The organism is Marinactinospora thermotolerans DSM 45154 (assembly GCF_900167435.1).
Lineage (GTDB): Bacteria > Actinomycetota > Actinomycetes > Streptosporangiales > Streptosporangiaceae > Marinactinospora > Marinactinospora thermotolerans.
In genome coordinates this window covers 181,255-205,591 of record NZ_FUWS01000001.1, presented here as the reverse complement: position 1 = coordinate 205,591, position 24,337 = coordinate 181,255, and the positions used below count along the sequence as shown (strand labels likewise).

Below are 24,337 nucleotides of genomic sequence, written 5' to 3'. Positions count from 1 at the left end.
GTCCTGCCGGCCGTCACCGCGCCCCGGCGCGTGCCACCTCGGGCGGGGCCGGCGTGGAGGTCAGGCCGTCGCGTGCGCGTGGGCGCGACCGCGCAGCAGCGCGCACAGGAAGCTCAGCGCCGCCGCCACCGCGGTCGCGAGCATGATCACGATCATGCCGCCCAGGGTCGCGTGGCCACCGCTGATGACCCCGGCGAGGGAGGCGAGCCCGCTGCCGATTCCGAACTGCAGCGCGCCGACCAGCGCGGAGCTCGTACCGGCGAGCGAGGAGGGCTGGCTGGAGATCGCCATCGAGGTCGCGTTGGGGGAGACCAGGCCGGTGAAGAACATCATCGCGAACAGCACGACACTGCTCGTCACCAGCGTCGCGTTGCCGCTGACGTCCAAGAGGGCCAGGAGCACCACGGAGGTGAGGGCCCCCACCAGGCCCGTCGTCAGACGACGGGAGGCGTGCATGCGGCCGATCAGCGCCGCGTTCACCTGGCTGCCCAGGACCATGCCGAGCGTGTTGAGCGCGAAGACCAGGCTGAACTGCTGGGCGGAGGCGCCGAACTGCGACTGCGACACGAAGGAGAAGGTCGAGATGTAGGTGAAGGACATGGCGAAGCTGAGCGCCATGGTCAGGGCCGGGAGCATGAACGCCGGATCGCGCAGCAGCCTGCCGAAGGAGCTGACGGTGACCGAGAGACGCTGTGGCCGGCGCTCGCTCTTGGGCAGGCTCTCCGGCATCCCGAAGAACACCAGGACCAGGCTGACCAGCCCGGCGGTGCCCAGCGCGGCGAAGATGACGTGCCAGGAGCCCAGGAGCAGGAGCTGTCCACCGATGACCGGTCCGATGAGCGGCGCGATTCCGGAGATCAGCACGAGGCGGGAGAAGAACCGGGCCGCGGCGTCGCCGTCGAAGGCGTCGCGCACGACGGCCCGCGAGATCACCGCGCCGGCCGACGCGGCCAGCCCTTGGACGAAACGGATGACGGTGAGGGCCTCCGCGGACGGGGCCACCACGCACAGGAACGAGGTGAGGGTGAAGACCCCGACACCGACCAGCAGCGGGAGACGGCGCCCCCACATGTCGCTCAACGGGCCGATCATCAGCTGGCCGAGGGCCAGGCCGATCATCATCGCGGTGAGAGTCAGGTGGATCTGTGCCTCGGAGGCGCCGAGGTCGGCCGAGATCTGCGGGAAGGCGGGCAGGTAGAGGTCGGTCGCCAGGGAGCTGGTCGCCGACAGCATGCCCAGCACCGCGACGAGCAGGGCCACGAAACGACGTGACCGTGGAGGGTCGGTTGTGGTCTCGGGCGGGGCGGCGGACTCCGGGCGCACGCTGGTCAGGGCCACGGGAGAACTCCTCATGACATGGAGAAGGCAGAAACAGGAGAAAGCGACTGCGAAGAGCAGAGAAGGTGATGGAGAAAAGGGGCGGAAGGTAATGGCACGGTCCGCCCGGCACCACGTCCGTTTCTAACCGATGCGCACCCCGGTCTCATCCGGATGTTCCGCGATTTCAAACGTGTGCTTCGTCACGAGATGGACGGGTGGATGTAAAGCCTTGGCAAGGCGCGGTTTCCGCACCGGAAACGTTCGCCGTTCGCTGAGACCTCGCTCACCAGCGCCCCGGATGTGACGGGGGCGGGGCGCTGTGACCGGGGGGAGGCCCGGGACCGATGTGCCTGCTGCCGGACATCTCATCGCCTGTCCTGTTGACGCTGTTTGTCCTACTCCTTCCGGGGCAGACGTGCCCGGGGCGTCGGTGGCCGGAGGCAAAGCCGCCTCCGACCACCGACGCCCCGATCCCGACGGCCGGGGCCTGTGACGCCCGGCCACGCAGCACCGATGAGGAGTCGCATGCCCGTGTCCAGTCGTACCTCGCTCCCCCAGGCCACGGCCGCGGACAGCATGAGGGTGGCCCTGACCGTGTTGGCGCCCAACGTGGCGCGCGGTGTCATCCTCCGGCGCCGTCCCATGGTCGCCCTCGCCGCCAAGGTCGACGCGGATCGGCACGCCTCCCGGTTGCTGCGCCGGCTGCGGACCCGATACGGGACGGGCCCCCTGTGGATCGACGTCCTCGGGCGACGCGCGCTGCTGCTCCTGGACGCCGAGCACGTGGGCCGGGTCCTCGCCGAGACCCCGCAGCCGTTCACTCCCGCCAACCGTGAGAAGCACGCGGCGCTGGCGCACTTCCAGCCGCACGGGGTCCTGATCTCCCGCGACACCGAACGCGACGAACGCCGTCGCTTCAACGAGACGGTCCTCGAAGCCGACCGTCCGGCCCACCATGAGGCTGCCGCCTTCCTGGCCAAGACCCGGGAGGAGGTCGCGGCGCTGCTGGGGGAGGTCGACGCCACCGGCCGGCTCACCTGGCAGCGGTTCCACCCGGCCTTCTGGCGGGTCGTCCGACGGGTGGTGCTGGGCGACGCCGCCCGCGACGACCACCAGGTGACCGACCTGCTCGACAAGCTGCGCTCCGACGCGAACTGGGCCTATTTCCACCCGGGGCGCGGCCGCCTACGCGAGCGTTTCGCGCGCGGGCTGTCCGCCCATCTGGAACGTGCCGAGGAGGGGAGCCTGGCCGCCCGGCTCGCGGCGACGCCGAGCACGGACGGGACCCGGCCCCAGGGACAGGTCCCCCACTGGTTGTTCGCCTTCGACGCCGCGGCCATCGCCGCCTTCCGGGCGCTGGCCCTCCTGGCCACCCACCCGCGGCAAAGGGGGCTGGTGCGCGCGGAACTCGACGGTCGCGATCCGGCTTCCGTCCCGGACCTGGTGTCGGCGGTCTACCTGCGCGCCTGCGTCCTCGAGTCGGTCCGGCTGTGGCCGACGACGCTCGCCCTGCTGCGCGACAGCACGGCTCCGACCGAGTGGGGAGGCTCCCACGTGCCGCAGGGGACGCCCTTCCTCATCCTCACCTCCTTCTTCCAGAGGGATCCCGCGCTGCCCTACGCCGACGCCTTCACCCCTGAGGTGTGGTTGGACGGACGGGCGGACGCGAATTGGGCCCTCGCCCCGTTCAGCCGTGGCCCAGGCCACTGTCCCGGCCAGAACCTGGTGTTGCTCGTGACGACGGCGCTGCTGGCGGAACTGGTGCGTCAACGGGACTACCAACTGGCCGAGCCGTCCGATCTCGACCCCGGCCGGCCGCTCCCGCACACCCTCGACCACTTCGCGTTGGACTTCCGGGTGACCCCTGCGCGCTGATCTGCGGCCCAAAGCCGCCCGGCTCAGTCCAGGTCGAGGCTGAGCTGGGCCGGATCCACCACCCGGGGCGCGGAGCCGCCGCCCGCGCGCCGGGCCTGCCGGCGCGCCCGGCAGCGTCGGCAGGTGACCTCGGCGCGCGTGGGACGCAGGCGGGTGGGATCCCCACCGTGCACCCCGACATGGCAGGCCGGGGCCGGCATCGTGGCGCCGCCGATCCAGGAGACCTCCTCCACCGCATGTACGACCCGCGAGCCGCCGACGACGGCGTTGTGCCCGCGAAACGCCTCGCTCTGCCGACGGGCCAACGCGGCCAGTACCTCGATGAGCGGTTCTGCGTCGGACGGTGTCTGCGCAGGTCCCTGCCCGGGGAAGGGCAGCGGTTCGAAAGCGGGCATGCTTCCAGCATCCCCCATGGGGGTGACATCCGCGTCCTTCCCGTGGCGCGTCGCCCTGCTCGTGCCCTCGCGTGCGCATGACCAGGGGTTCGCCGGGCAGCGGGACGGGCATGGCCGGAGTCATGGAAGCGGGCGGATGGGGTTTCCTCGCCGGGTTCGCCCTGCTGATCGGAGCGGCCGTCGGGTTCTTCGTGCGGGTGCGCCCCAAGGTCCTGGCGTCGGTGATGGCCTTCGGGGCCGGGGTGCTGCTGTCGGCGGTGTCGTTCGAGCTGGTCGCCGAGGCGCACGAGCGGGCGGGGATCGTTCCGGTCGTGGTCGGCTCGTTGGCCGGCGCGGTCCTCTACACCGCCGGCAACGTGGTGCTGGCTCGCAGGGGCGCGCGGCACCGTAAGCGCTCCGGGGGACGGCAGCCTTCGGAGGAGCAACAGCCGGGGTCGGGCAACGCGATCGCGCTGGGAGCGCTGCTCGACGGGGTTCCGGAGTCTGTCGTGATCGGTACCAGCATGCTGGCCGGCGGTGCGGTGAGCGTGGTGACCGTGGCGGCCGTCTTCATCAGCAACGTTCCCGAAGGGCTGTCCAGCGCCGCGGGTATGCGCCGGGCCGGCCGTGGGCGCGGGTACGTCTTCGGGCTGTGGATGGCGATCGCCGTGGCGAGCGGGATCGCGGCCATGCTGGGGTACGGTCTGCTCGGTTCGGCTCCCGACGAGGTCGTCGCCGGTATCACCGCCTTGGCCGCGGGGGCGATCCTGGCGATGGTCGCCGACACGATGATCCCCGAGGCCTTCGAGGACGCGCACCTGCTGATCGGTCTGATCACCGTCGTCGGCTTCCTGCTCGCCTTCGCCCTGTCCAGTTCGGGGGCCTGAGCCCACGGTCGGGACGGCGCGCGGCGCGGATCGGCCACGAGAAACCCGCGGGAGCCGGAACCGCCTGTGGGGACGGGGCGTTGGAGCCGATGAAAGTTCCGGTGCGCCATCACGTCTGCGGGTGGCGGTGGAGGGACGGGTCGGCCGAAGGGGCCGGTTCCGTCTCGGAAGGGCGAAATGGTCTTCAAGCGCGTTCTCTCCATGTTTGGTGTTGGTGGTCCCACGGTCGACACGGTGTTGGCCAACCCCGAGGTGCGTCCGGGGACGTTCCTCGAAGGACACGTCGAGCTGGCCGGGGGCGAGGTGGACGTCGATATCGAGGAGATCGTCCTCGCCCTGGTGAGCCGTGTCGAACTCGACGGACATGACGCCGAGGTGGGCGCGGAGTTCGCGCGCATCCCGGTCGCCGGCTCCTTCCGGCTCGCGGCGGGGGAGCGCCACTCCATCCCGTTCCGCTTCCCGATCCCCTGGCAGACCCCGCTCACCGAGGCCGGCGGCGGCTCCCTGCCAGGGATGGTCCTGGGCCTGCGTACCGACGTCGTCGTCGACCGCGCCGCCGACAAGGGCGACCTGGACCGGGTGCTCGTCCACCCTCTACCGGTCCAGGACCGCGTCCTTGAGGCCCTGCACCGGCTCGGATTCGTCCTGAAGGGGGCCGACGTCGAGGCCGGGCACCTGGCCGGGACGGCCCAGGAGTTCCCGTTCTTCCAGGAGATCGAGTTCCACCCCTCGCCGCGTTACGCCCACGAGGTCAACGAGGTCGAGGTCAGCTTCGTCGCAGATCCGCACGGCATGGACGTCATCATCGAGTTCGACCGCCGCGGGGGGATGTTCACCGAGGGGCAGGACCTCTACGGGCGGTTCCGGGTCGAGCACGCCGAGGCCGGGTACGACGACTGGACCGCCAAGGTCGACTCCTGGGTGGCCGGGGCGCTGGAGCGCCACCGCGCCCTCTTCGGGGGCCACGGCCACTACGGGTACGAGGGCGGCCATTACGGCTACGAGGGCGGGCACCCCGGCTACCACGGCCACGACGACCACGGCGGCAGCGGACTGGGGACCGCGGCGGCCGTCGGACTGGGCGTGGCCGGCGGTGTGGTGGCCGGAATGGTCGCGGCCGAGGTCGTCGACGAGATCGGTGACTTCTTCGAGGGCGAGGAGGACGAGGGCGACGAGGAGTAACGGCCCACGGCGGGGCGGTCGGTGACCCGACCGCGACCTTTTCCCGCCCGCTCCGTTCTCTCGCGGGCCTAGCATGGACGGTTCCCCGGCGATTCACGGGGAGTGACCGCGTACCTCCGGACAGGAGCCGTCCATGACGAGAACCGCCTCCCAGACCCGCCGCGTCGTGGCCGTGGCCGTGGCGTTGGTGCTCACCGTGGGGGCCGCCCCGCCGGCTGCGGCGGCTTCGGCCGGGCAGCACGCCGACCGGGCTGACTTCACGCTGACGATCCTGCACAACAACGACGGCGAGTCGCAGCTGCTCGGCGCGCCCGCCGATCCCGACTACGGGGGCGTGGCCAGGTTCGCCACCCTGGTGCGCCAACTGCGCGAGACCGAGCGCGATCCGGCCAACGCGGGCGCGGGCGAATCACGTCGGCGCGGCGTGCTCACCCTCTCATCCGGGGACAACTTCCTGGCCGGTCCGCAGTTCGCGGCGAGCCTGGACAAGGGGGTCCCCTTCTACGACTCGCTGGCCGCCGGCCGGATCGACTACGACGCGGTCGCGATCGGCAACCACGAGTTCGATCTCGGTCCCGACATCCTCGCCGACTACGTATCGGGTGTGCCGGGACGACCCCCCTTCCTGTCGGCCAACCTCGACGTGTCGGCCGAGCCGGCCCTGGCCGGACTCGCCGAGCAGGGCGGAATCGCCTCCAGCACGGTCGTGCGCCAGCGCGGCGAGCAGATCGGCGTGGTCGGCGCCACCACGCCGGCGCTGGCGTCGATCTCCAGCCCGCGCGACGTCGTGGTCGACCCCGATGTGCGCGGCGCGATACAGGCCGAGGTCGACGCGCTCACCGCGCGGGGGATCGACAAGATCATCCTCATCTCCCATCTCCAGGGCATCCATGAGGACCGCGCGCTCCTCGCGCGGCTGCGGGACGTGGACGTGGCCATCGCCGGAGGCGGCGACGAGCTGCTGGCCGCGGACGACGATCCCCTCGTCCCGGGGGACACCATCACACGCGACCCTCAGACGGGGGAACCGCTGCGCTACCCGCTGTACGCCGTTGACGCCGAGGGCGTCGACGTTCCCGTGGTGACCACCGCCGGCGACTACAAGTACGTGGGACGTATCGTCGTGGACTTCGACGCCCGAGGGGTCGTCACCTCCGTGGCCGAGCGTTCGGGGCCGGTGCGCGTCTCCGGCGTCGGCGCGGACGCCGTCCGCCCGGACCCGGTGGTGCGGCGCCAGGTGACCCGGCCGGTCGAGGACTACGTCGCCGGGTTGCAGGCCCGGGTCGTGGCCTCCAGTGATGTGGCGCTGGAGGGGAGACGGGATCCGGGCGTGCGCACGCGGGAGACCAACCTCGGCAATCTCCTCGCCGACGCGCTGCTGGACGCGGGGCGGGACCAGGCGGACCGGTACGGGGTCGCGGCGCCGCAGGTGGCCCTGCAAAACAGCGGGGGGATCCGCAACAACGCGCTGATCCCTGCGGGGAGCGTCACCGAGCTGGACACCTACGCCGTCGCGCCCTTCGCCAACTTCGTCGCGGTCGTCCCGGACGTGCCGCGGGCCCAGGTCAAGGAGCTGCTGGAGAACGCGGTCTCCTCCGCGCCCGCCGCGGACGGCAGATTCGCCCAGGTGGCGGGGGTGCGCTTCACCTACGACCCGGCGCGCACCGCACAGCAGGTGGACGACGCGGGCACCGTCGTGCGGGCGGGGGAGCGGGTGCGCGAGGCCACGTTGGACGACGGGACCGTGATCGTCGCCGACGGTCAGGTCGTGGACGGTGCCGGAATCTCGATCGTCACCAACGACTTCTCCGCCCGCGGTGGCGACCAGTACCCGTTCCGGGGCCTGCCCTTCACCTCGGTGGGCATGACCTACCAGCAGGCGCTGCTCGGTTACCTGACGGAGGAACTCGGCGGCCGTGTCACCGCCGCGGACTATCCCGAAGGGGGCGAGGGGCGGATCGTCCGGATCGGATGATCCCCGGCGCGGGGGGTAGGGGGCGGTCATGAGTGAAGCAGACGACCACCCCCTCACCCCCGATCCGCCGCTGCCGCCGGGCGACCCCGGACTCCCCGCGTCGCTGGAGGACTCGGCGCGTCCGGTCGACCGGCCGCAGGGAAAGGTCGAGGGGGAGGACCGCAAGCCTGACGAGGACGAGATCGAGGATTCCGCCACCCCCGAACCGCCGGACTAGGCGGAGGGCCGCCGGGGACGCGGGACCGCCCTCCACGGGCGGCCGTTGGAGGGGCCGCGGCTCCGACGGGCTCGGCCCGGGGACTCCCGGGGCGGGCCGGCGAACCTGGGGCAACCCTTCGGGGCCGCGCTCCGGCCGGCGGCGCCCGCGCGAAGAGGCGCCGACCCCGAAGGCGCGGTTCCGGCCGGGTCCCGTACCGACGCCCCGGCGCATCGTGTCCACATCCGGTCTCCCCGTGAGCCGTGCCGAGGCGTGGCGTCCGCTCCGGCGGGCCGCCGTCGACGCCCCTGTCCACGTGCTTTCCCAGGGGACGGATCCCTCGTTCCCCGCAGGCCCTTATCGATCCCGTGAGGCGGATCGTCCCTCGTGAGCCGGTCGAGGAGCTAGAGAACGTCCCGCCGCGGTTCCCGCGCCCTTTCCGCCGGGGGCCGCGCCGTGCCCCTTCGACGAGTCCGCGAAGGACGGGGAAGGGACCGGTTCCCCTGTCCCTCGCTTCTCTTGGACGCGGCGCGGTCGGCCTGTGCGCGCGCGGCAGACCCCGTTCCCCCTGTCAGAGGAGACCTTTACCCTGGGATGTCGGAAAACGCCGCAGGACGCTGCGGACGACGACCGAACGAACCGGAGGAGCCGCCGGTGAGCGAGGCGACCGAATGGGAGAAGCTCTCCGACGACGAACTGCTCGACCGCGTCCTCGACGAGATCGACCGGGACCCTTCCCCCCAATGGCTGGGACGGGTCTTCGCCGCCATCCGCGCGGCGGGCCCGGCCACTCCACACCGCGGGGGTGCTCAGGAGACCTCGTGACCACGTGTCCCCTTCCGGGGCCGGCCCCCCATGTGACAGCGGGGTCCTCAAGGGTAGGGGCGTCTCCTGACACGGGTGTCCGGGTGCGACCCGGCACGGGGAACGAGGTGAGGAGGAGGCCGATGACGGTACCGGCGCCACAGGAGTCCGGTCCCCTGGGATCGGGCGAGACCGTCGCGAGCTACCACGACTACCTGCACGCCCAGGCCGCGGTGGACCACCTGTCGGATCGGGAGTTCCCGGTGGAGCACACCGCCATCGTGGGCGTGGGCATCCGCCTGGTGGAACAGGTGACCGGCCGGGTGACCAACCTGCGGGCCACGGGAGGCGGTGCCGCCGCGGGGGCGTGGTTCGGGTTGTTGATCGGGCTCTTCCTGGCCCTGTTCACGGCGGGGGTGGGCTCGTGGGCGGTACTCGTCCTCGGCGGTCTGGTGTGGGGCGCCATCGCCGGGGCGATCTTCGGTCTGGTGGGGCATGCGCTCCAGGGGGGAAGGCGGGACTTCTCCTCACTCCGCGGTCTGCGGGCGGACCGCTACGACATCGTCGTCAAGCCGGAGTACGCCGAGCAGGCCCGACGCCTTCTCGACTCCGCGCCCCAGGAACCGTGATCCCGCCCGGAAACGGGGCGCTCTCCGCCCCGCCGGCCTACGCGGGCCCCGTCCTCTGAGCAGAGGGCGGGGCCCGTCTCTACGTCCACCGCGGCCACGCCCCGTCAGCGGGTGCGTTCCAGCGGCGCCGACTCCAGACCGTTCTCGCGGCGCCACTCACCGACACGCCGGAATCCCGCGGCGGCCAGCGTGGCGTCGCGGTCCCCGCCCACGGCCAGGTCTTCGGCGGAGACGGGTTCGTCACTGGACCGCGCGGTCTGCGGGTCGATGTTGACGATGTTGATGTGATCACCGTGGTCGTAGGCGATGTGGGTGGCGGAGACGTCCACGTCGGTTCTCTCCCGAGGATCCAGTGGGACATGACGAGCGGCCGGCCCGGCCGCGTCCGGGCGACTACCCACGCGGGTCGTTCCCAGTCGGGGCGATGCGTTTGCGAGATCATGACCTGCGGAATTTCGTCACTCTACGTGGTCGAATCCGTGTTCGAGAGCCTATTGGTAGGGGTTTTCGAGCCTTCGCTGTTTGAGCGTCGCTTCGTCTGGTAGTTGACCGACGTGCTCAGACCACCGGGCACGCGACAGGCCACGCGATTCCGGAAGGGCGCCGCCCCATGCGATTTCTCGGTGTCAACGCCGTGTTCCACGATCCCGCCGCGGCACTGGTCGTCGACGGCGAGATCGTCGCAGCCGCCGAGGAGGAACGGTTCAGCAGGCGCAAGCACGGCAAGGAGGCGGTCCCCTTCTCGGCGTGGGAACTCCCCGAGCAGGCGATGCGCTGGTGCCTGGAGCAGGCCGGGATACAGCCCGAGGAACTCGACGCGGTGGGGTACTCCTACGATCCCTCCCTGGTCACCGGGTGGATGCAGGGGCACGATCCCGCCTGGGAACGCCTGCGGACCCTCTACGCCGAACGGGCGCCGCGATTCCTCGCCACCGCGCTGCCCGGGCTGGACCCCGCCCGGGTCCGTTTCGTCCCCCACCACGTCGCCCACGCGGCCTCCGCGGGGCTGGCCGCTCCCGGGGGGCGTGACGCGGCCGTGTTCGTCGCCGACGGGCGCGGCGAGACGGCCTCCCACCTGGCGGGCGTCTACCGCGGCGGTCGACTGGAGGTCCTGGCCCGCCAGAGCCTGCCCGATTCCCTCGGCCTGACCTACGAGGACCTGACCCAGCACCTCGGGTTCCGCCGCTCCAGCGACGAGTACAAGGTCATGGCGTTGGCCTCCTACGGGACCCCGCGCTTCGCGGAGGAGATGCGTGACCACATCCGCTACCGGGGGGAGGGGCTGATCGAGGTCCGTCCCATCGACTGGGCCGCGCTGGTCAAGCGGCGGGAGTCCACCGACGAGATCACCGAGGACCACGCCGACCTCGCCGCCAGCGTCCAGCGCAGGTTCGAGGAGGTCCTGCTCGAACTGGTGGGATGGCTGCACGAGCGCACGGGCGCGTCGCTGCTGACCATGGCCGGTGGTGTCGCCCTCAACTGCGTCGCCAACACCCGCATCGCCGCCGAGGGGCCGTTCGAGCAGGTGTGGGTCCAACCTGCGGCGGGAGACGCCGGGACCGCGCTGGGATGCGCGCTGCACTTGGCGGAGGAGGCCGGAGAGCGCCTGGTCCCGATGGGCGGCGCCGACCTGGGGCGTGGTTGGAGCGATGAGGAGATCGCCGCCGAACTGGACCGTGCCGCGATCGCCTATGAGCGTCCGAACGACCTCGCCGGGGAGGTCGCCCTCGCCCTCGCCCGCGACGAGATCGTCGCCTGGTTCCAGGGACGTAGCGAGTACGGCCCCCGCGCCCTGGGGCACCGGTCGCTGCTGGCCAATCCGGCCCACCCGGACAACCTGGAGCGCCTCAACGACGTGAAGGGGCGTGAACAGTTCCGGCCGGTCGCCCCGATGGTGCTCGCCGGACGGGCGTCCGAGATCTTCTCGCGCGGTCCCCTCCCCAGCCCCTACATGCTGTTCGTGCACGACGTCGCACCGCACTGGCGCGACCGTATTCCCGCGGTCGTGCACACCGACGGAACCGCGCGCGTGCAGACCGTCGATCCGGCGGCCGAACCGCTGGTGGCCCGGATGCTGGAGCGGTTCGAGGCGCACACGGGCCTGCCGGTGTGCGTCAACACCAGCCTCAACACCGCCGGACGCCCCATGGTCGACTCCCCCCGCGACGCGCTGGAGTGCTTCGGCTCGGCCCCGGTCGACCTGCTCGCGATCGGGCCGTTCGTCGTACGTCGCCGTGCTGCCCGAGGGCGGCGGTAGGAGTGGCGCGAACCGACTACGCGGTGGTCGTCCCCACCGTCGGACGGCCCGGACTGGAGCGGGTGCTGCGTCCCCTGCTCGACGCGGGCGACGACGGGCCGTTGGAGATTGTCGTCGTCGACGACCGGCTTGAGCCCGCGGACGAACTGCCCGTCGCGGGGCTGGCGGGCGTGCGGGTCCTGCGCTCGGGAGGGCGCGGCCCGGCCGCGGCGCGCAACGTCGGATGGCGGGCCGCCACGGGAGAGTGGATCGCCTTCCTCGACGACGACGTGGCGCCCCCGGCCGACTGGCCGTCGCGTCTCGCCGCCGACCTCGCCGGACTGCCCGCGCACGTGGCCGGCAGCCAGGGACGGATCGTCGTCCCCGAACCGGTCGGCCGCCGGCCCACCGACGCCGAACGAGGCACCCTGGCGCTGTCCGAGGCCCGCTGGATCACCGCCGACATGGCCTACCGCAGATCGGTCCTCGCCGAGGTGGGGGGATTCGACGAGCGTTTCCCCCGCGCCTACCGCGAGGACACCGACCTCGCGCTGCGGGTCATCGACGCCGGCTACGGGCTCGTCCGGGGCGAACGCCGGTGCCCGCACCCGCTTCGGGAGGACGGGCACTGGGGGTCGCTGCGGGCTCAGCGGGGCAACGCCGACAACGCGCTGATGCGCCGGGTGCACGGACCCCGCTGGCGGGAGCGGGTGGGGGAGCGGCCCGGCCGACTGCGCCGCCACGCCCTGACCAGCGCGCTGCTGGCGGGGACGGCGTTCGCCGCGGCGACGGGGCACCGCCGAAGCGCCGCCGCGCTCGGCCTGGCCTGGGGCGCGCTCACCGCCGAGTTCGCGGCGAGGCGGATCGCGGCGGGCCCGCTCAACCCCGCCGAGGTCACCGCCATGGTGGTGACCAGCGCCCTCATCCCGCCGCTGGCCTGTTACCAGCGCGCCGTGGGGGAGGTCCGCCACCGCCGCGCGCTGCCCCGTTCCCCGGGGGCGCCCGCCGCCATCCTGTTCGACCGGGACGGCACGCTCGTCCACGACGTGCCCTACAACGCCGACCCCGCCCTGGTCCGCCCGGTACGGGGGGCGCGGGCCGCGGTGCGGAGGGCCCGCGCGGCGGGCGTGCGGGTGGGGGTGGTCAGCAACCAGTCGGGGGTGGCCCGCGGTCTGATCTCCCCGGAACAGCTGCGACGGGTCAACGCCCGGGTCGAGGCACTGCTCGGCCCCTTCGACGTGTGGCGGGTGTGCGTGCACGGGGACGGCGACGGCTGCGACTGCCGCAAGCCTCGCCCCGGCATGATCGAGTCGGCCGCCGCCGAGCTCGGCGTCGAGCCCGGCGAGTGCGTCGTCATCGGGGACATCGGCGCCGACGTCGAGGCGGCCCGCGCGGCGGGGGCCCGCGGAATCCTGGTCCCCAACGGGCGGACCCGCCCGGCGGAGGTCGCCGCGGCGCCCGAGACCGCCGGGACCCTCGGTGAGGCCGTCGACCGGGCCCTGCGGGGGCCCGCGGGATGACGGCCGGACACGACCACGCGGCGGCCGGCATCCCACCCGCCCGGGGTGAAACGGTGCTCGTCGCCCGACAGGACAACGTCGGCGACGTCCTGCTCGCCGGCCCCGCGATCCGGGCGGTCGCCGAGGAGGCCGGGCGGGTGGTGCTCCTCGCCGGCCCACGCGGCCGGGCCGCCGCGGAGCTGCTGCCCGGAGTGGACCGGGTGATCGAGTGGTGCGCTCCCTGGATCGACCCGCAGCCACCCCCGCTCACCTCCTCCGCGGTGGAGGAGTTGTGCGCGGCCGTACAGGCCGAGGCGCCGCGGGCCGCGCTGATCCTCACCTCCTTCCACCAGTCGCCGCTGCCGCTGGCGCTGTTGCTGCGGCTGGCGGGAGTGCCCTGGATCGGCGCGATCGGCGTGGACTATCCCGGCAGCCTGCTGGACCTCCGGCACCGCCTCCCCGAGGAGGGACCCGAGGCCGAACGGATGCTGTCGTTGGCCGAGGCCGCGGGCTACCGCCTTCCGCCGGGTGACAGCGGAGGACTGGCCGTGCGCCGGCCACTGCCCGATGTGAGCGCCCTGACCGGGCCGCCGGGATACGTCGTCATCCACGGCGGTGCCTCCGTTCCCGCGCGGGCGGTCCCCCACGCGCTCGCCGTCGAGACCGCGGGCAAGCTCGCCGCCGAGGGGTACCGGGTCGTGGTCACCGGCTCCTCCGCCGAACACGACGACTGCGCGGCGATCGCCGGCGCCACCGGGGTGAACCTGGCCGGGCGCACCGACCTCGCCGAACTCGCGGCGGTACTCGACGGGGCCGCGGTCCTCGTCTCGGGCAACACCGGCCCCGCCCACCTGGCCGCGGCGGTCGCCACCCCCGTGGTCTCCCTGTTCGCCCCCGTCGTCCCCGCGCGCAACTGGGCGCCCTACGGCGTGCCCGTGGTGCTGTTGGGGGACCCCCACGCCCCCTGCCGGGGCACCCGGGCCCGGGAGTGTCCGGTTCCCGGCCATCCCTGCCTGTCCTCCGTCACCGCCGCCGACGTCGTGGCGGCCGTTCGTGAACTCAGCAAGGAGAAGGCATGACAACGACCGACCCGGCCCCGTCCGGAGCCGCGCCGAGCGTCGGCCGAGAGCCGAGACGACGCGGGAACCCGCGGCGGACGCTGCGCGTCCTGCTGTGGCACGTGCACGGATCCTGGACGACGTCGTTCGTGCACGGGCGGCACACCTTCCTGCTACCGGTGACCCCCGACCGTGGCCCCGACGGCAGGGGGAGGGCCCGGACCTGGTCGTGGCCCGACAACGCGGTCGAGGTCGAGCCGGAGGCGCTGCGCGACGAGGACGTCGACGTCGTGATCGCGCAGCGTCCGCACGAACTGGAACTCGCGCGGCGCTGGCTGGGGCGGCGCCCCGGACGCGACCTTCCCGCGCTCTACGTCGAGCACAACACCCCCAAGGGGGACGTCCCCCTCACCCGCCACCCGGTGGCCGACCGGGCCGACGTGCCCGTCGTGCACGTCACCCACTTCAACGAGCTGTTCTGGGACTGCGGGCGCGCGCCGACCCTCGTCATCGAACACGGCGTCGTCGACCCCGGATACCGCTACACCGGTGAGCTGCCCCGCGCGGGCGTCGTCATCAACGAGCCGTTGCGGCGCTGGCGGGTCACCGGGACCGACCTGCTGCCCGAACTGTCGCAGGCGGTTCCGCTGGACCTCTTCGGAATGGGGGTCGAGGGGACGGCCGGACGGCTCGGCCTGCCCCCCGAGCGCCTGCGCGGCTTCGAGGACCTGCCTCAGCGTGACATGCACACCGAACTCGCGCGTCGCCGCGTCTACCTGCATCCCATCCGCTGGACGTCGCTGGGGCTCTCGCTGATCGAGGCCATGATGCTCGGCATGCCCGTGGTCGCGCTCGCCTCGACCGAGGCGGTCGAGGCCGTCCCCGAGCAGGCCGGCGTCCTCACCACCCGCCGCGACGTCTTGAGCCGTGCCCTGCGCGACCTCGCCGCGGATCCCGCCCGCGCGGAGGAGACCGGAACCGCGGCCCGCGCCGCGGCCCTGCGCAGATATCCGCTCTCTCGGTTCCTCACCGCGTGGGACCGACTGCTGGAGGAGGTGACCCGATGAAGATCGCCATGGTGTCCGAGCACGCCAGTCCGCTGGCCGCGCTCGGGGGAGCCGATGGCGGCGGGCAGAACGTCCACGTCGCCGAGCTGGCCCGCGTGCTCGGCGCGGACGGCCACGACGTGACGGTCTACACCCGAAGGACGGACCCGCACCAGCCGGAGACGGTGGAGTTCGCGCCGGGCGCCCGGGTACGGCATGTCCCCGCGGGCCCGGCGCGCGAGATCGCCAAGGACGACCTCGTCCACCACATGCCCGAGTTCGCCGCCTGGCTGGCCGCCGAGTGGGCGGGGGAGCGCCCCGACATCGTCCACGCCCACTTCTGGATGAGCGGGACCGCCGCGCTGGAGGCGGCGGAGCGCGTCGACGTTCCCGTGGTGCAGACCTTCCACGCGCTGGGGACGGTCAAGCGCCGTTTCCAGGGGGCGCGCGACACCAGCCCCTCCGGCCGCGTCGAAGCCGAGAAGTCGGTGGCGCGGCGCGTCGACATGGTCATCGCGACCTCCTCGGCCGAGGTACGCGAACTGCGCTCCTGGGGGGTGGCCCCCGTGGCGCTGTCCGTCGTCCCCTGCGGGGTCGACCTGGACCGCTTCACTCCGGAAGGCCCGGCGGCCCCACGGGGCGAACGCCCCAGGCTCCTCAGCCTGGGGCGGCTGGTGGAGCGCAAGGGCGTCGAGACGATCGTGCGGGCGCTGCCCGGCGTGCCCGACGCCGAGCTGGTCATCGCCGGCGGGCCGGCAGAGGACGAGCTGCACACCGACGCCGAGGCCATGCGGCTGCGCGCCATCGCGGAGAAGATCGGCGTCGCCGAACGGGTCCGCTTCATCGGCCGGGTCTCCCGTGAGGACGTGCCGGCCCTGCTGCGTTCCGCCGACGTCTCCGTCAACGTGCCGTGGTACGAGCCGTTCGGCATCGCCCCGGTCGAGGCGATGGCCTGTGGGGTGCCGGTCGTCGCCTCCCGGGTCGGCGGACACCTCGACACGATGATCCACGACGTCACCGGACTGCTGGTACCCCCGCGCGATCCGGCCGTGCTGGCCCGTAGGCTGCGCCGGCTGCTCGCCGACCCGGTCCGCATGGAGAGCTACGGCATCGCCGGAGCCGACCGTGCCGCCGCCCGCTATTCCTGGCCGCTCATCGGGTCCCAGACCCTGGAACGTTACGAGGAGGTCCTGCGCCGCCGGAGCGGGGAGCGGACGGCCGTCGTCGTCCGGCCCCGAACCGAGGACGCCGGCCGTGCCGCGTGCGCGACGCCGGCCATCCCATCGGGAGGTATCTGAATGCACCCGCATCTGACCGAACTGCAGGCCGCACTACGCGAAACCGAGACCGAACGGGTGGAGGAATGGGGGCGGCACCTGGCCGGTGTCCTGGCGGCCGGGGGAAGGCTGCTGGTCTGCGGCAACGGGGGCAGCGCCGCCGAGGCCCAGCACCTGACCGCCGAACTGGTCGGGCGTTTCGAGTCCGACCGTCGCCCACTCGCCGCCATCGCCCTGCACGCCGACACCTCCAGTGTCACCGCGATCGCCAACGACTACGGTTACCGCGACGTGTTCGCCCGCCAGGTCCGGGCCCACGGCCGTCCCGGCGACGTCCTGATGTGCCTGTCCACCAGCGGTGCCAGTGAAAACGTCATCATCGCCGCGATGACCGCCCGCGAGATCGGTCTCACCAGCTGGGCGCTGACGGGGGCGACCCCCAGCACCCTGCCCGCCGTGTGCGACGCGACCGTGCGGGTCGCCTCGACCTCTCCGTCGACGGTGCAGGAGGTCCACCTCGCGCTGATCCACCTGCTGTGCTCGGTGGTCGACTCCGAGATCCACCGCGCCGACGCCGCGACGGGCCAGGGGCGCCAGGAGGTGGGGGCGTGAGCCCCGGCCCGCTCGTCGTCATCGGGGACGCGCTGCTCGACGTCGACCTGCGGGGGAACAGCCGCAGGCGCACGCCCGACGCGGCGGTACCCGTGGTCGAGGACGCCGACGTGCGGCACCGGCCGGGGGGCGCCGCGCTGGCCGCCTGGCTGGCCGCGCGCCAAGGGGTCCCGGTCGTGCTGATCGCCGCGGTCGGCGAGGACGCCGCGGGCGAGCGGCTGGCCGGACTGCTCCACGACACCGTCGCGCTGACCCGGCTGCCCCTGTGCGGGCGGACGCCCGTCAAGACGCGGGTGTTCGACGGGGAGAGGCCGCTGTTGAGGGTCGACGACGGGGACGGTCGCGCCGCTGCGGACGGCCCGGCCGACCGGGTCCTCGCCGCGCTGGAGGAGGCCAGGGCCGTGCTCGTCTCCGACTACGGGCGTGGTGTCGCCGAGCTGCCGGCCGTGCGCGAGAGACTGGCGGCCTGCGCCGCGAACATCCCGATCGTGTGGGACCCCCATCCGGCGGGTCCCCCACCGGTGCCGGGAACCCGCCTGGTCACCCCCAACGCCGCGGAGGCGGGCGTGACGGAGGGGGATTCGGCCGCCGGCCTGGAACGGGCCGCTGAGCTGGCCCGCGGCTGGCAGGCCGACGCCGTGGCCATCACCCTGGGCGGTGACGGCGCGGTGTGGGCCGGTTCCGGCGGAAAGGGCGGATACCTGCCCGCCCCACCGGTCGGCCCGGCCGACGACGTCTGCGGCGCCGGTGACCGGTTCGCCTCCTGCGCGGCCGCCGCCCTGGGCGACGGCGCCGACACCGCAGCGGTCGTCGGCGAGGCGGTCGAGGCCGCGTCCCGCTTCGTCGCGGCCGGCGGCGCCGGCGCGGCCACCACCGTGGGGCCCATGACCGGGGCGCTGCCGATGGGCCTGAGCGAAGGGGCCGTCGAGGTGGCCGAACGGATCCGCCGCGCAGGCGGGCGGGTCATCGCCGCGGGAGGCTGCTTCGACGTCCTGCACGCCGGGCACGTCAGCCTGCTGCGCCGGGCCAGGGCGCTCGGCGACTGCCTGATCGTCTGCATCAACGGAGACGCCGCGATCCGCAGGCTCAAGGGACCGGACCGGCCGCTGACGCCGCTGCACGACCGGATCAGGGTGTTGACCGCGCTCGAGTGCGTCGACGCGGTCGCGGTGTTCGACGACCCCACCCCCAGCGCCCTGCTGGAGCGGCTCCGCCCCGACGTGTGGGTCAAGGGCGGCGACTACGCCATCACCAGCCTGCCCGAGGCGCCGGTGGTCTCCGGTTACGGGGGCGAGGTGGTCCTGCTCCCCCTGCTTCCCGGACGTTCCACGACCGGCCTGGTCACCGCGATGCGCGCCACCGGCCGCTGAAAGAGATCCGACGTTCCACAGGAAGGAAACACGTGCGAGAACTGGGCAACACCCTCATCACCGGCGGGGCCTCGGGGCTGGGCGCCGCCCTGGCCCGCGCCGTGCAGGAGGAGGGAGGCCGACCCCTCGTCCTGGACCTGCGGGAACCGGAGGGCGGCTTCGACTTCGAACGGGCCGATCTCACCGACCGGGCCGCCACGGAGGCCGCGGTGCGCCGTCTCGCCGAGACCGCCGGCGGCCTGGACGCGATCGTCAACGCCGGGGGGACCGACGCCTGCGGGCGGCTGGAGGACGTCCCCGCCGACGACTGGGAGCGCGTCATCCAGGTCAACCTCATCGGCACCGCCTCCGTCGTGCGCGCGGCACTGCCCTATCTGCGCGCGAGCGAGGGCGTGGTCGTCGACGTCGCCTCCACCCTGGGCCTGCGCGCCCTCAGCGACGCCACCGCCTACTGCGCATCGAAGTTCGGCGTGGTCGGCTTCACCCGCGCGCTGGCGGCGGAGACGGCCGGTCAGGTCGGCGTGACGTTGATCGTCCCCGGCGGGATGGACACCGCCTTCTTCGACGGGCGGGCGGAGCAGTACCGGCCTGGTCCCGACGCCAAGCTCAACCCCCCTGAAAACGTCGCGCGGGCCGTGCTGTTCGCGCTGCGGCAACCTCCGGGCTGTGAGGTGCGCGAACTGGTGATCTGCCCGTCGCGCGAGACGTCCTGGCCCTGATCTGACGACAGCGTGGCCGAGGAGGCGAGGAAATGACAGCAGGACAACGACGGCGTGCGGTCGTCACCGGTGGCGCCGGTTTTGTCGGGTCCCACCTGTGCGAGCGGCTGCTGGAACGCGGCGTCGACGTGGTGTGCGTGGACAACTTCGCCACCGGCACGCCCGACAACGTGCGGCACCTGGCCGGACGACCGGGGTTCGAACTGGTCAAGGCCGACGTCACCCACCCTCTCTGGGTGACGGGCCGGGTCGACCTGGTGTTCCACCTGGCCTCCGCCGCCTCACCAGTGGACTACCTGCGGTTGCCGGTGGAGACGCTGGAGGCCGGAAGCCTCGGCACGCGCAACGCGCTGCGCCTGGCCCACGCCCATGACGCCCGGCTGGTGCTGGCCTCCACGAGCGAGGTCTACGGTGATCCGCTGGAATACCCCCAGCGCGAGAGCTACTGGGGCAACGTCAACCCGGTCGGACCGCGCAGTGTCTATGACGAGGCCAAGCGCTACGCCGAGGCGCTGACCATGGCCCACCACCGGGCCCGCGGCGCCGACATCGCGATCGCCCGGATCTTCAACTGCTACGGTCCCCGGATGCGCCCCCACGACGGGCGCGCGGTGCCCACGTTCATCAGCCAGGCGCTGGCCGGCGAGCCGATCACGGTCGCCGGCGACGGCCTGCAGACACGCTCCATCTGCTACGTCGACGACACGGTCCGCGGCCTGGTCGCCCTGGCGGAGAGCGGGGAGACCGGGCCGATCAACATCGGCAGCGGGGAGGAGCTGTCCATGATCCGCCTCGCCGAACTGGTCCGCTCGCTGACCGGATCGGCGTCGGAGATCGTCTTCGTCGGCAGACCGGAGGACGATCCGCGATTCCGTCGCCCCGACACCACCCTGGCGGCCGAGCTGTTGGGATGGCGACCCCTGGTCCCCATGGATGAGGGACTGCGTCGCACGATCGCCTGGTTCCAGCGACGTCGCGCCGAGCACGGGGACCGTGGCGCGGCCTCGGCGGTGTCCGCGGGATGACCGGGTGAGCGCGGACGACACGGCGCCGGTGGACGGGTTCCACCGGCGCCGCGTCGTTGGGATCCCCCACCCGCGTGGGCGGGGAGGTGGTGTCACACGTCGCCGAGCAGCTCGGCGCGCAGTTTGCGCAGCGTCGCGCTGAGCGTGCGCGACACGTGCATCTGGGACAGGCCGACGAGCTCGGCGATCTGGGCCTGGGTCTTGTTGCCGGCGAAGCGCAGCAGCAGGATCCGCCGTTCCCGGGGCGCCAGGGCGGCGAGCGCGGGGCGCAGCGCCGCTCGGTCCACCACGCTCTCCAGGTCCTCGTCGTTCTGTCCGATGGTGTCCCCCAAGGTCTTCTCCTCCTCGTCGGCGCCGTAGGGCACGTCGAGTGACAACGCGCTGTAGGCCGTCGACGCGGCGATGAGCTCGATCGTGTCCTCGACCGACATCTCCAGCATCTTCGCTATTTCCGCGACCGTCGGCGTACGGCCGTTCTCCTGGGTGAAGGTGGCCGTCGCGCGGTTGAGCTCAGACCTCTTCTCCTGGTGTTTGCGGGGAACCCGAATGGCCCATGTGCGGTCGCGGAAATGCCGTTTGACCTCACCGGTCATCATGGGTAGGGCGTAGGAGATGAATTCTTTGCCGTAGTCGGGATTGAAGTCCCGGATGGCCTGCATCAGACCGACCATCGCCACCTGGCGCAGGTCCTCTTCGGATTCCCCGCGATTTCGGTACTGGCGGGCGATCCTCCGTACCACGGGAATGTGCAGTTCGATGAGTCGGTGGCAGATACGCTCCCGTTGTGGGTCGTCACGCCCGACCGTGCGGAGCCGTTCCAGAAGTTCCCGCGTCTGCCGCCGGTATTCCTCGTCGGACGTGCGGTTACGGGGGGAACGGGGTTGTGGGATGCTCGTGTCCGTCTGTTCATGCAGAGTGCTCGATGCGCGCATCGAAATACCTCTCCCAACGCACGGCAGGCGATGTGCCGATCACATCTCGCCTGTGTCCTGAGGAGATCGTGGAATCGCTCGCAGGGTATTCGTGGTATGTCCGGAAACCTCGCGTGTCGTGTGCGCGGGCGCGGGACCTCATTCGGTACGGCGCGATTCTGAGATCTATTTCGGATGTGGCTGACAGGACAGGCCGCTCTGTCGGACCTTTGAACACGACACGTCGAGTCTAGGTAGTCGCGTCGTCACGGTGGAACAGTCGGCGCGCTCCATGGGGACGTTTTTACACGCCATTCGCATGCACCAGGGGATGACGGGTAGCGGAATCCGCGGCCATGACCCGGCCACCCCCGACCCCAAGGAGGCGACGACGTGAGCAACGACGAGGCGCCCGGCACCGATCCGCCTCGGGTGACGGTCGTCGTGGCGACCCGCGACCGCCACGCCGAACTGGCCCGCACACTCGACGAGCTGGCCCGCCTCGATCCCCGCTCCGCGGTGATCGTCGTGGACAACGCCTCCTCGGACGGCACGTCGGCCCTCGTCCGAGGGGAGTACCCCTGGGCGCGTTCGATCCGGGTGCGCGACAACCTCGGCTGCGCGGCGCGCAACATCGGCGTCGAGCTCGCGGAGACTCCCTACGTCGCCTTCAGCGACGACGACTCCTGGTGGGCTCCGGGGGCCCTGGAGCGGGCGGCCGACGTGTTCGACGCCCACCCGAGCCTGGGACTGCTCGCGGCCTCGGTCGTCGTGGGCGAGGAGGAACGGCCCGACCCGATCAACGCGCTGATGGCCGAGAGCCCGCTGCCCCGGCGCGCGGGGACACCCGGGCCGGAGGTACTCGGTTTCCTGGCGTGCGCCGCGGTCGTGCGCCGGTCGGCCTTCCTGGAGGTCGGCGGGTTCAGCCGGCTGCTCTTCTTCTCCGGTGAGGAGGCGCTCCTCGCCCAGGACCTCGCCGCGGCGGGCTGGACGTCGTGCCACGTCGCCGACGTCCGGGCACACCACCATCCCTCGGCCGCCCGGCCGCCGGCCTCCTGGCGTGTCCGCCTGGACCTGCGCAACCGGCTGCTCTCGGCCTGGCTGCGCCGGCCGGTGGAACGCGCGACCCGGGAGACGGCCCGCCTGGCCCACGCCGCGACCACCGACCCCGACGCCCGGGGCGCCCTCGCCGACGCGCTGCGCCGGCTTCCCGGAGCGCTGCGACAGCGACGCCGGCTGCCCGGTCGGGTGGAGCACGCCCTGCGCACGCTGGAGACGACGTGAGCGCGCGGCGCGGGCCGGACCCGCGCGTCGCCGTCGTCGTCATCACCCACAACCGGCGCGACGAGGTGCTCGGCGTGCTGGAGCGGATGACCCGGGTGCCCGAACGCCCGCAGATCGTCGTCGTGGACAACGCCTCGCGGGACGGCACCGCCACGGCGGTGGCCGAACGCCATCCCGAGGTCGAGGTGATCAGGGCCCGCGCCAACCTCGGGGCCGTGGCGCGCAACATCGGGGTCGCCGCGGTGACGGCGCCCTATGTCGCCTTCTGCGACGACGACACCTGGTGGGAGGCGGGCGCCCTGTCCCAGGCCGCCGACCTGTTGGACGCCCACCCCGACGTCGCCTCGCTCACCGGCCGCATCCTGGTCGAACCCGGTTCACGCGAGGACCCGATCACCCCAGAGCTGCGCGACTCGCCCGTGCCCGCCCCCGACAGCCTGCCCGGGCCCGCGCTGCTCAGCATCCTGGCCGGCGCGTCGGTGCTGCGGGTCTCGGCCTTCGACCAGGTCGGCGGCTTCTCTCCGCGCCTGTGGCTGGGCGGGGAAGAGGAGCTCCTGGCCCTCGACCTCGCCCGCGCCGGCTGGTGGATGTGCTGGATCGAGGACCTGGTCGTCCACCACGCGCCCTCACACAGCCGTGACCCGCGCCGACGCCGTCAGCTGGGGATCCGCAACACGCTGTGGACGGCGTGGCTGCGCCGGCCGGCCTCGGGGGCGCTGCGGCGGACCGTGGCGGTGCTGCGCTCCATCCCGCCGGACGCGGCGAGCCTGGCCGCGCTGGCCGAGGCCGCGGCGGGGCTTCCGTGGGTGTTGCGGGAGCGGGCTCCCGTCCCGCCCCGGGTCGAACAGGGGCTACGGCTGCTGGAGGAGCCCCAGCGGACCTCGCGGGCCCGGCGCTACGTCGGCTGACCCAGGCGGCCCACACGACGCGGCCCCGGTATCGGGTGGGGCCCGGGGCCGACACGGGCGCGGTCCCGGGGACGGCCCCGGGACCGCGGACCTCTCAGGAGAAGGTGTCCTTGATCTTGTCGCCCATGGACTTGTTCGGGGCACCCGAGGGACCCTTGGCCGAGCCCTCACCGCCGTGTCCGGCGGCCTTGGTGCCGTAGAGGTGGTCCGGCGGCGGGGGCGCCGAGGCCGGGCCGCCCAGCGGGGCCGGATCGGCCAGGAACTCCAGCTGGTGCACACCGTCGGGCGCGATTCCCTGTGCCCACGGACCGTCCTGGGCCTGCGTGCCGTCGGACAGGTGCCAGTGGGTGCGGGAGTGCTCCTGGTTCTCCTCGTCGAACAGGGCGTTGGGCACGATCGGTCCCTCCAGTCCGTCCTCCTTGAGCTGCTCGATGGCGGCCAGCCACTGGTTCTGGTGGACGGTGTCGCGCGCCAGGTTGAACTTGAGCATCGCCTTGACGCCGGGATCGTCGGTCATGTTGTAGAGCCGGGCCGTCTGCAGCCGGCCCTGGGCCTCCGCCGCGACGTTGGCGTAGAAGTCGGCCATCAGGTTGCCACTGGCCACGATGTACTTGCCGTTCCAGGGGGTGGCGCCGCTGTCGGCGAGGACCGCACCGCCGCCGGAGACGATCGCCTGCTGCGGGTTCATCCCGCCCACGACCGCGCCCACGGCGGGATCCTTCACGGCCTTGGCCATGACGTCGTCGGGAGCGCCCTCCAACAGGCGGGCCACCATCGTCGCGAGCATCTCGACGTGGCCGATCTCCTCGGTCGCGACGTCGAGGATCATGTCCTTGTACTTGCCCTCGACGCGACAGTTCCAGCCCTGGAACAGGTACTGCATGGTGACCGTCATCTCGCCGTAGGCGCCGCCAATGAGCTCCTGGAGTTTCGCGGCGTACAAGGCGTCCGGCTTCTCGGGCTTGGCCTCGAACTGTAGGTGCTTGGTGTGACGGAACATCCTCTGCCTTCCGCTCGTGGATCGGGAGGGCTCGCCCGGCACGGTGACGGGAAACCTCCTTGGTCCTGGGGGCGGCTACCCGGCGTGTCAGCGCACATGCACCCACGGGGAGCAAAAGGCTGCGTTCCATCACGCAAGGGATCGATGGGG

General features: G+C 72.6%; 23 protein-coding genes. 18 read left to right on the top strand and 5 right to left on the bottom strand.

Annotation, left to right across the window (positions count from 1 at the left end):
* Window positions 1-60: 60 nt before the first annotated feature.
* The gene (locus B5D66_RS00900) at window positions 61-1,353 is read right to left on the bottom strand and encodes a multidrug effflux MFS transporter (protein WP_078759629.1); all 1,293 of its coding nucleotides are present in this window, start codon (window positions 1,351-1,353) and stop codon (window positions 61-63) included.
* 498 nt (window positions 1,354-1,851) lie between these two features.
* Here B5D66_RS00900 and B5D66_RS00895 point away from each other — a divergent pair, with 498 nt between their 5' ends.
* Window positions 1,852-3,195 (top strand): cytochrome P450, encoded by a 1,344-nt coding sequence (locus tag B5D66_RS00895; protein WP_200813468.1) that lies wholly within the window; start codon window positions 1,852-1,854, stop codon window positions 3,193-3,195.
* A gap of 23 nt (window positions 3,196-3,218) precedes the next feature.
* Here B5D66_RS00895 and B5D66_RS25610 read toward each other — a convergent pair whose 3' ends face one another.
* Window positions 3,219-3,590, bottom strand: coding sequence for a hypothetical protein (locus B5D66_RS25610; protein ID WP_200813467.1), 372 nt, complete (start codon window positions 3,588-3,590; stop codon window positions 3,219-3,221).
* A 122-nt stretch (window positions 3,591-3,712) separates the two neighbouring features.
* Between B5D66_RS25610 and B5D66_RS00885 the strand changes: the two genes are divergently transcribed.
* The 6 genes from B5D66_RS00885 to B5D66_RS00865 all read left to right on the top strand — a co-directional run bounded on the left by B5D66_RS00885 (window position 3,713) and on the right by B5D66_RS00865 (window position 9,242).
* Window positions 3,713-4,456, top strand: a complete 744-nt coding sequence (locus tag B5D66_RS00885; protein WP_235000595.1) for a ZIP family metal transporter — start codon at window positions 3,713-3,715, stop codon at window positions 4,454-4,456.
* A gap of 177 nt (window positions 4,457-4,633) precedes the next feature.
* Entirely contained in the window at window positions 4,634-5,638 is a 1,005-nt protein-coding gene (locus B5D66_RS00880) for a sporulation protein (RefSeq protein ID WP_078759626.1), read from the top strand.
* A gap of 133 nt (window positions 5,639-5,771) precedes the next feature.
* The gene (locus B5D66_RS00875) at window positions 5,772-7,613 is read left to right on the top strand and encodes a bifunctional metallophosphatase/5'-nucleotidase (RefSeq protein ID WP_078759625.1); all 1,842 of its coding nucleotides are present in this window, start codon (window positions 5,772-5,774) and stop codon (window positions 7,611-7,613) included.
* 28 nt (window positions 7,614-7,641) lie between these two features.
* Window positions 7,642-7,830, top strand: coding sequence for a hypothetical protein (locus B5D66_RS00870; protein WP_078759619.1), 189 nt, complete (start codon window positions 7,642-7,644; stop codon window positions 7,828-7,830).
* Between the two features lie 633 nt (window positions 7,831-8,463).
* Window positions 8,464-8,634 carry a hypothetical protein gene (locus B5D66_RS25345; protein ID WP_159457183.1) on the top strand — a complete coding sequence of 57 codons (171 nt, stop codon included), beginning with the start codon at window positions 8,464-8,466 and terminating at the stop codon, window positions 8,632-8,634.
* Window positions 8,635-8,756: 122 nt separating this feature from the next.
* Entirely contained in the window at window positions 8,757-9,242 is a 486-nt protein-coding gene (locus tag B5D66_RS00865) for a YflT domain-containing protein (RefSeq protein WP_078759616.1), read from the top strand.
* 104 nt (window positions 9,243-9,346) lie between these two features.
* Here B5D66_RS00865 and B5D66_RS00860 read toward each other — a convergent pair whose 3' ends face one another.
* Window positions 9,347-9,571 carry a hypothetical protein gene (locus B5D66_RS00860; RefSeq protein ID WP_078759615.1) on the bottom strand — a complete coding sequence of 75 codons (225 nt, stop codon included), beginning with the start codon at window positions 9,569-9,571 and terminating at the stop codon, window positions 9,347-9,349.
* Window positions 9,572-9,852: 281 nt separating this feature from the next.
* On the opposite strand from B5D66_RS00860, the gene B5D66_RS00855 reads away from it, so the two are divergent.
* Genes B5D66_RS00855 through B5D66_RS00815 form a run of 9 tightly spaced genes read left to right on the top strand, consistent with a single transcriptional unit; the run spans window position 9,853 to window position 20,084 of the window.
* Entirely contained in the window at window positions 9,853-11,499 is a 1,647-nt protein-coding gene (locus B5D66_RS00855) for a carbamoyltransferase family protein (protein WP_078759614.1), read from the top strand.
* 2 nt (window positions 11,500-11,501) lie between these two features.
* A complete protein-coding gene (locus B5D66_RS00850; RefSeq protein ID WP_078759613.1) occupies window positions 11,502-12,998 on the top strand; it encodes an HAD-IIIA family hydrolase in 1,497 nt (498 codons plus the stop codon).
* The gene (locus B5D66_RS00845) at window positions 12,995-14,056 is read left to right on the top strand and encodes a glycosyltransferase family 9 protein (RefSeq protein WP_078759612.1); all 1,062 of its coding nucleotides are present in this window, start codon (window positions 12,995-12,997) and stop codon (window positions 14,054-14,056) included. The genes B5D66_RS00850 and B5D66_RS00845 overlap by 4 nt, the downstream gene beginning before the upstream one ends.
* Window positions 14,053-15,102: a glycosyltransferase gene (locus tag B5D66_RS00840; protein WP_078759611.1), complete on the top strand. Its 1,050-nt coding sequence runs from the start codon at window positions 14,053-14,055 to the stop codon at window positions 15,100-15,102. The genes B5D66_RS00845 and B5D66_RS00840 overlap by 4 nt, the downstream gene beginning before the upstream one ends.
* Window positions 15,099-16,379, top strand: coding sequence for a glycosyltransferase (locus B5D66_RS00835; RefSeq protein ID WP_078759610.1), 1,281 nt, complete (start codon window positions 15,099-15,101; stop codon window positions 16,377-16,379). The genes B5D66_RS00840 and B5D66_RS00835 overlap by 4 nt, the downstream gene beginning before the upstream one ends.
* A complete protein-coding gene (locus B5D66_RS00830; RefSeq protein ID WP_078759609.1) occupies window positions 16,380-16,970 on the top strand; it encodes a D-sedoheptulose-7-phosphate isomerase in 591 nt (196 codons plus the stop codon).
* Window positions 16,967-18,340: a PfkB family carbohydrate kinase gene (locus tag B5D66_RS00825; protein ID WP_078759608.1), complete on the top strand. Its 1,374-nt coding sequence runs from the start codon at window positions 16,967-16,969 to the stop codon at window positions 18,338-18,340. Before B5D66_RS00830 ends, B5D66_RS00825 begins: the two co-directional genes overlap by 4 nt.
* Before the next feature lie 32 nt (window positions 18,341-18,372).
* Window positions 18,373-19,059 (top strand): SDR family oxidoreductase, encoded by a 687-nt coding sequence (locus B5D66_RS00820; RefSeq protein ID WP_078759607.1) that lies wholly within the window; start codon window positions 18,373-18,375, stop codon window positions 19,057-19,059.
* A gap of 32 nt (window positions 19,060-19,091) precedes the next feature.
* Window positions 19,092-20,084: a UDP-glucuronic acid decarboxylase family protein gene (locus B5D66_RS00815; protein ID WP_078759606.1), complete on the top strand. Its 993-nt coding sequence runs from the start codon at window positions 19,092-19,094 to the stop codon at window positions 20,082-20,084.
* 92 nt (window positions 20,085-20,176) lie between these two features.
* Here the strand turns inward: B5D66_RS00815 and B5D66_RS00810 are convergent, their stop codons facing one another.
* Window positions 20,177-21,016, bottom strand: coding sequence for a SigB/SigF/SigG family RNA polymerase sigma factor (locus tag B5D66_RS00810; RefSeq protein ID WP_078759605.1), 840 nt, complete (start codon window positions 21,014-21,016; stop codon window positions 20,177-20,179).
* A 372-nt stretch (window positions 21,017-21,388) separates the two neighbouring features.
* Here B5D66_RS00810 and B5D66_RS00805 point away from each other — a divergent pair, with 372 nt between their 5' ends.
* Together B5D66_RS00805 and B5D66_RS00800 are read left to right on the top strand one after the other, a co-directional pair.
* Complete coding sequence (locus tag B5D66_RS00805; protein ID WP_078759604.1) at window positions 21,389-22,279, top strand: glycosyltransferase family 2 protein; 891 nt, start codon at window positions 21,389-21,391, stop codon at window positions 22,277-22,279.
* Entirely contained in the window at window positions 22,276-23,187 is a 912-nt protein-coding gene (locus B5D66_RS00800; RefSeq protein WP_078759603.1) for a glycosyltransferase family 2 protein, read from the top strand. Before B5D66_RS00805 ends, B5D66_RS00800 begins: the two co-directional genes overlap by 4 nt.
* A 94-nt stretch (window positions 23,188-23,281) precedes the next feature.
* On the opposite strand, the gene B5D66_RS00795 is transcribed toward B5D66_RS00800, so the two are convergent.
* Window positions 23,282-24,187, bottom strand: a complete 906-nt coding sequence (locus B5D66_RS00795; RefSeq protein WP_078759602.1) for a manganese catalase — start codon at window positions 24,185-24,187, stop codon at window positions 23,282-23,284.
* Between the last annotated feature and the right edge of the window lie 150 nt (window positions 24,188-24,337).

Bases quoted from the DNA above. Each gene is read 5' to 3' on its own strand.
- B5D66_RS00830 (WP_078759609.1), top strand. From the start codon at position 16,380: ATGCACCCGCATCTGACCGAACTGCAGGCCGCACTACGCGAAACCGAG.
- B5D66_RS00815 (WP_078759606.1), top strand. From the start codon at position 19,092: ATGACAGCAGGACAACGACGGCGTGCGGTCGTCACCGGTGGCGCCGGT.
- B5D66_RS00880 (WP_078759626.1), top strand. From the start codon at position 4,634: ATGGTCTTCAAGCGCGTTCTCTCCATGTTTGGTGTTGGTGGTCCCACG.
- B5D66_RS00845 (WP_078759612.1), top strand. From the start codon at position 12,995: ATGACGGCCGGACACGACCACGCGGCGGCCGGCATCCCACCCGCCCGG.
- B5D66_RS00810 (WP_078759605.1), bottom strand. From the start codon at position 21,016: ATGCGCGCATCGAGCACTCTGCATGAACAGACGGACACGAGCATCCCA.
- B5D66_RS00900 (WP_078759629.1), bottom strand. From the start codon at position 1,353: ATGAGGAGTTCTCCCGTGGCCCTGACCAGCGTGCGCCCGGAGTCCGCC.
- B5D66_RS00870 (WP_078759619.1), top strand. From the start codon at position 7,642: ATGAGTGAAGCAGACGACCACCCCCTCACCCCCGATCCGCCGCTGCCG.
- B5D66_RS00835 (WP_078759610.1), top strand. From the start codon at position 15,099: ATGAAGATCGCCATGGTGTCCGAGCACGCCAGTCCGCTGGCCGCGCTC.
- B5D66_RS00885 (WP_235000595.1), top strand. From the start codon at position 3,713: ATGGAAGCGGGCGGATGGGGTTTCCTCGCCGGGTTCGCCCTGCTGATC.
- B5D66_RS00865 (WP_078759616.1), top strand. From the start codon at position 8,757: ATGACGGTACCGGCGCCACAGGAGTCCGGTCCCCTGGGATCGGGCGAG.
- B5D66_RS00840 (WP_078759611.1), top strand. From the start codon at position 14,053: ATGACAACGACCGACCCGGCCCCGTCCGGAGCCGCGCCGAGCGTCGGC.
- B5D66_RS00795 (WP_078759602.1), bottom strand. From the start codon at position 24,187: ATGTTCCGTCACACCAAGCACCTACAGTTCGAGGCCAAGCCCGAGAAG.
- B5D66_RS00875 (WP_078759625.1), top strand. From the start codon at position 5,772: ATGACGAGAACCGCCTCCCAGACCCGCCGCGTCGTGGCCGTGGCCGTG.
- B5D66_RS00855 (WP_078759614.1), top strand. From the start codon at position 9,853: ATGCGATTTCTCGGTGTCAACGCCGTGTTCCACGATCCCGCCGCGGCA.
- B5D66_RS25610 (WP_200813467.1), bottom strand. From the start codon at position 3,590: ATGCCCGCTTTCGAACCGCTGCCCTTCCCCGGGCAGGGACCTGCGCAG.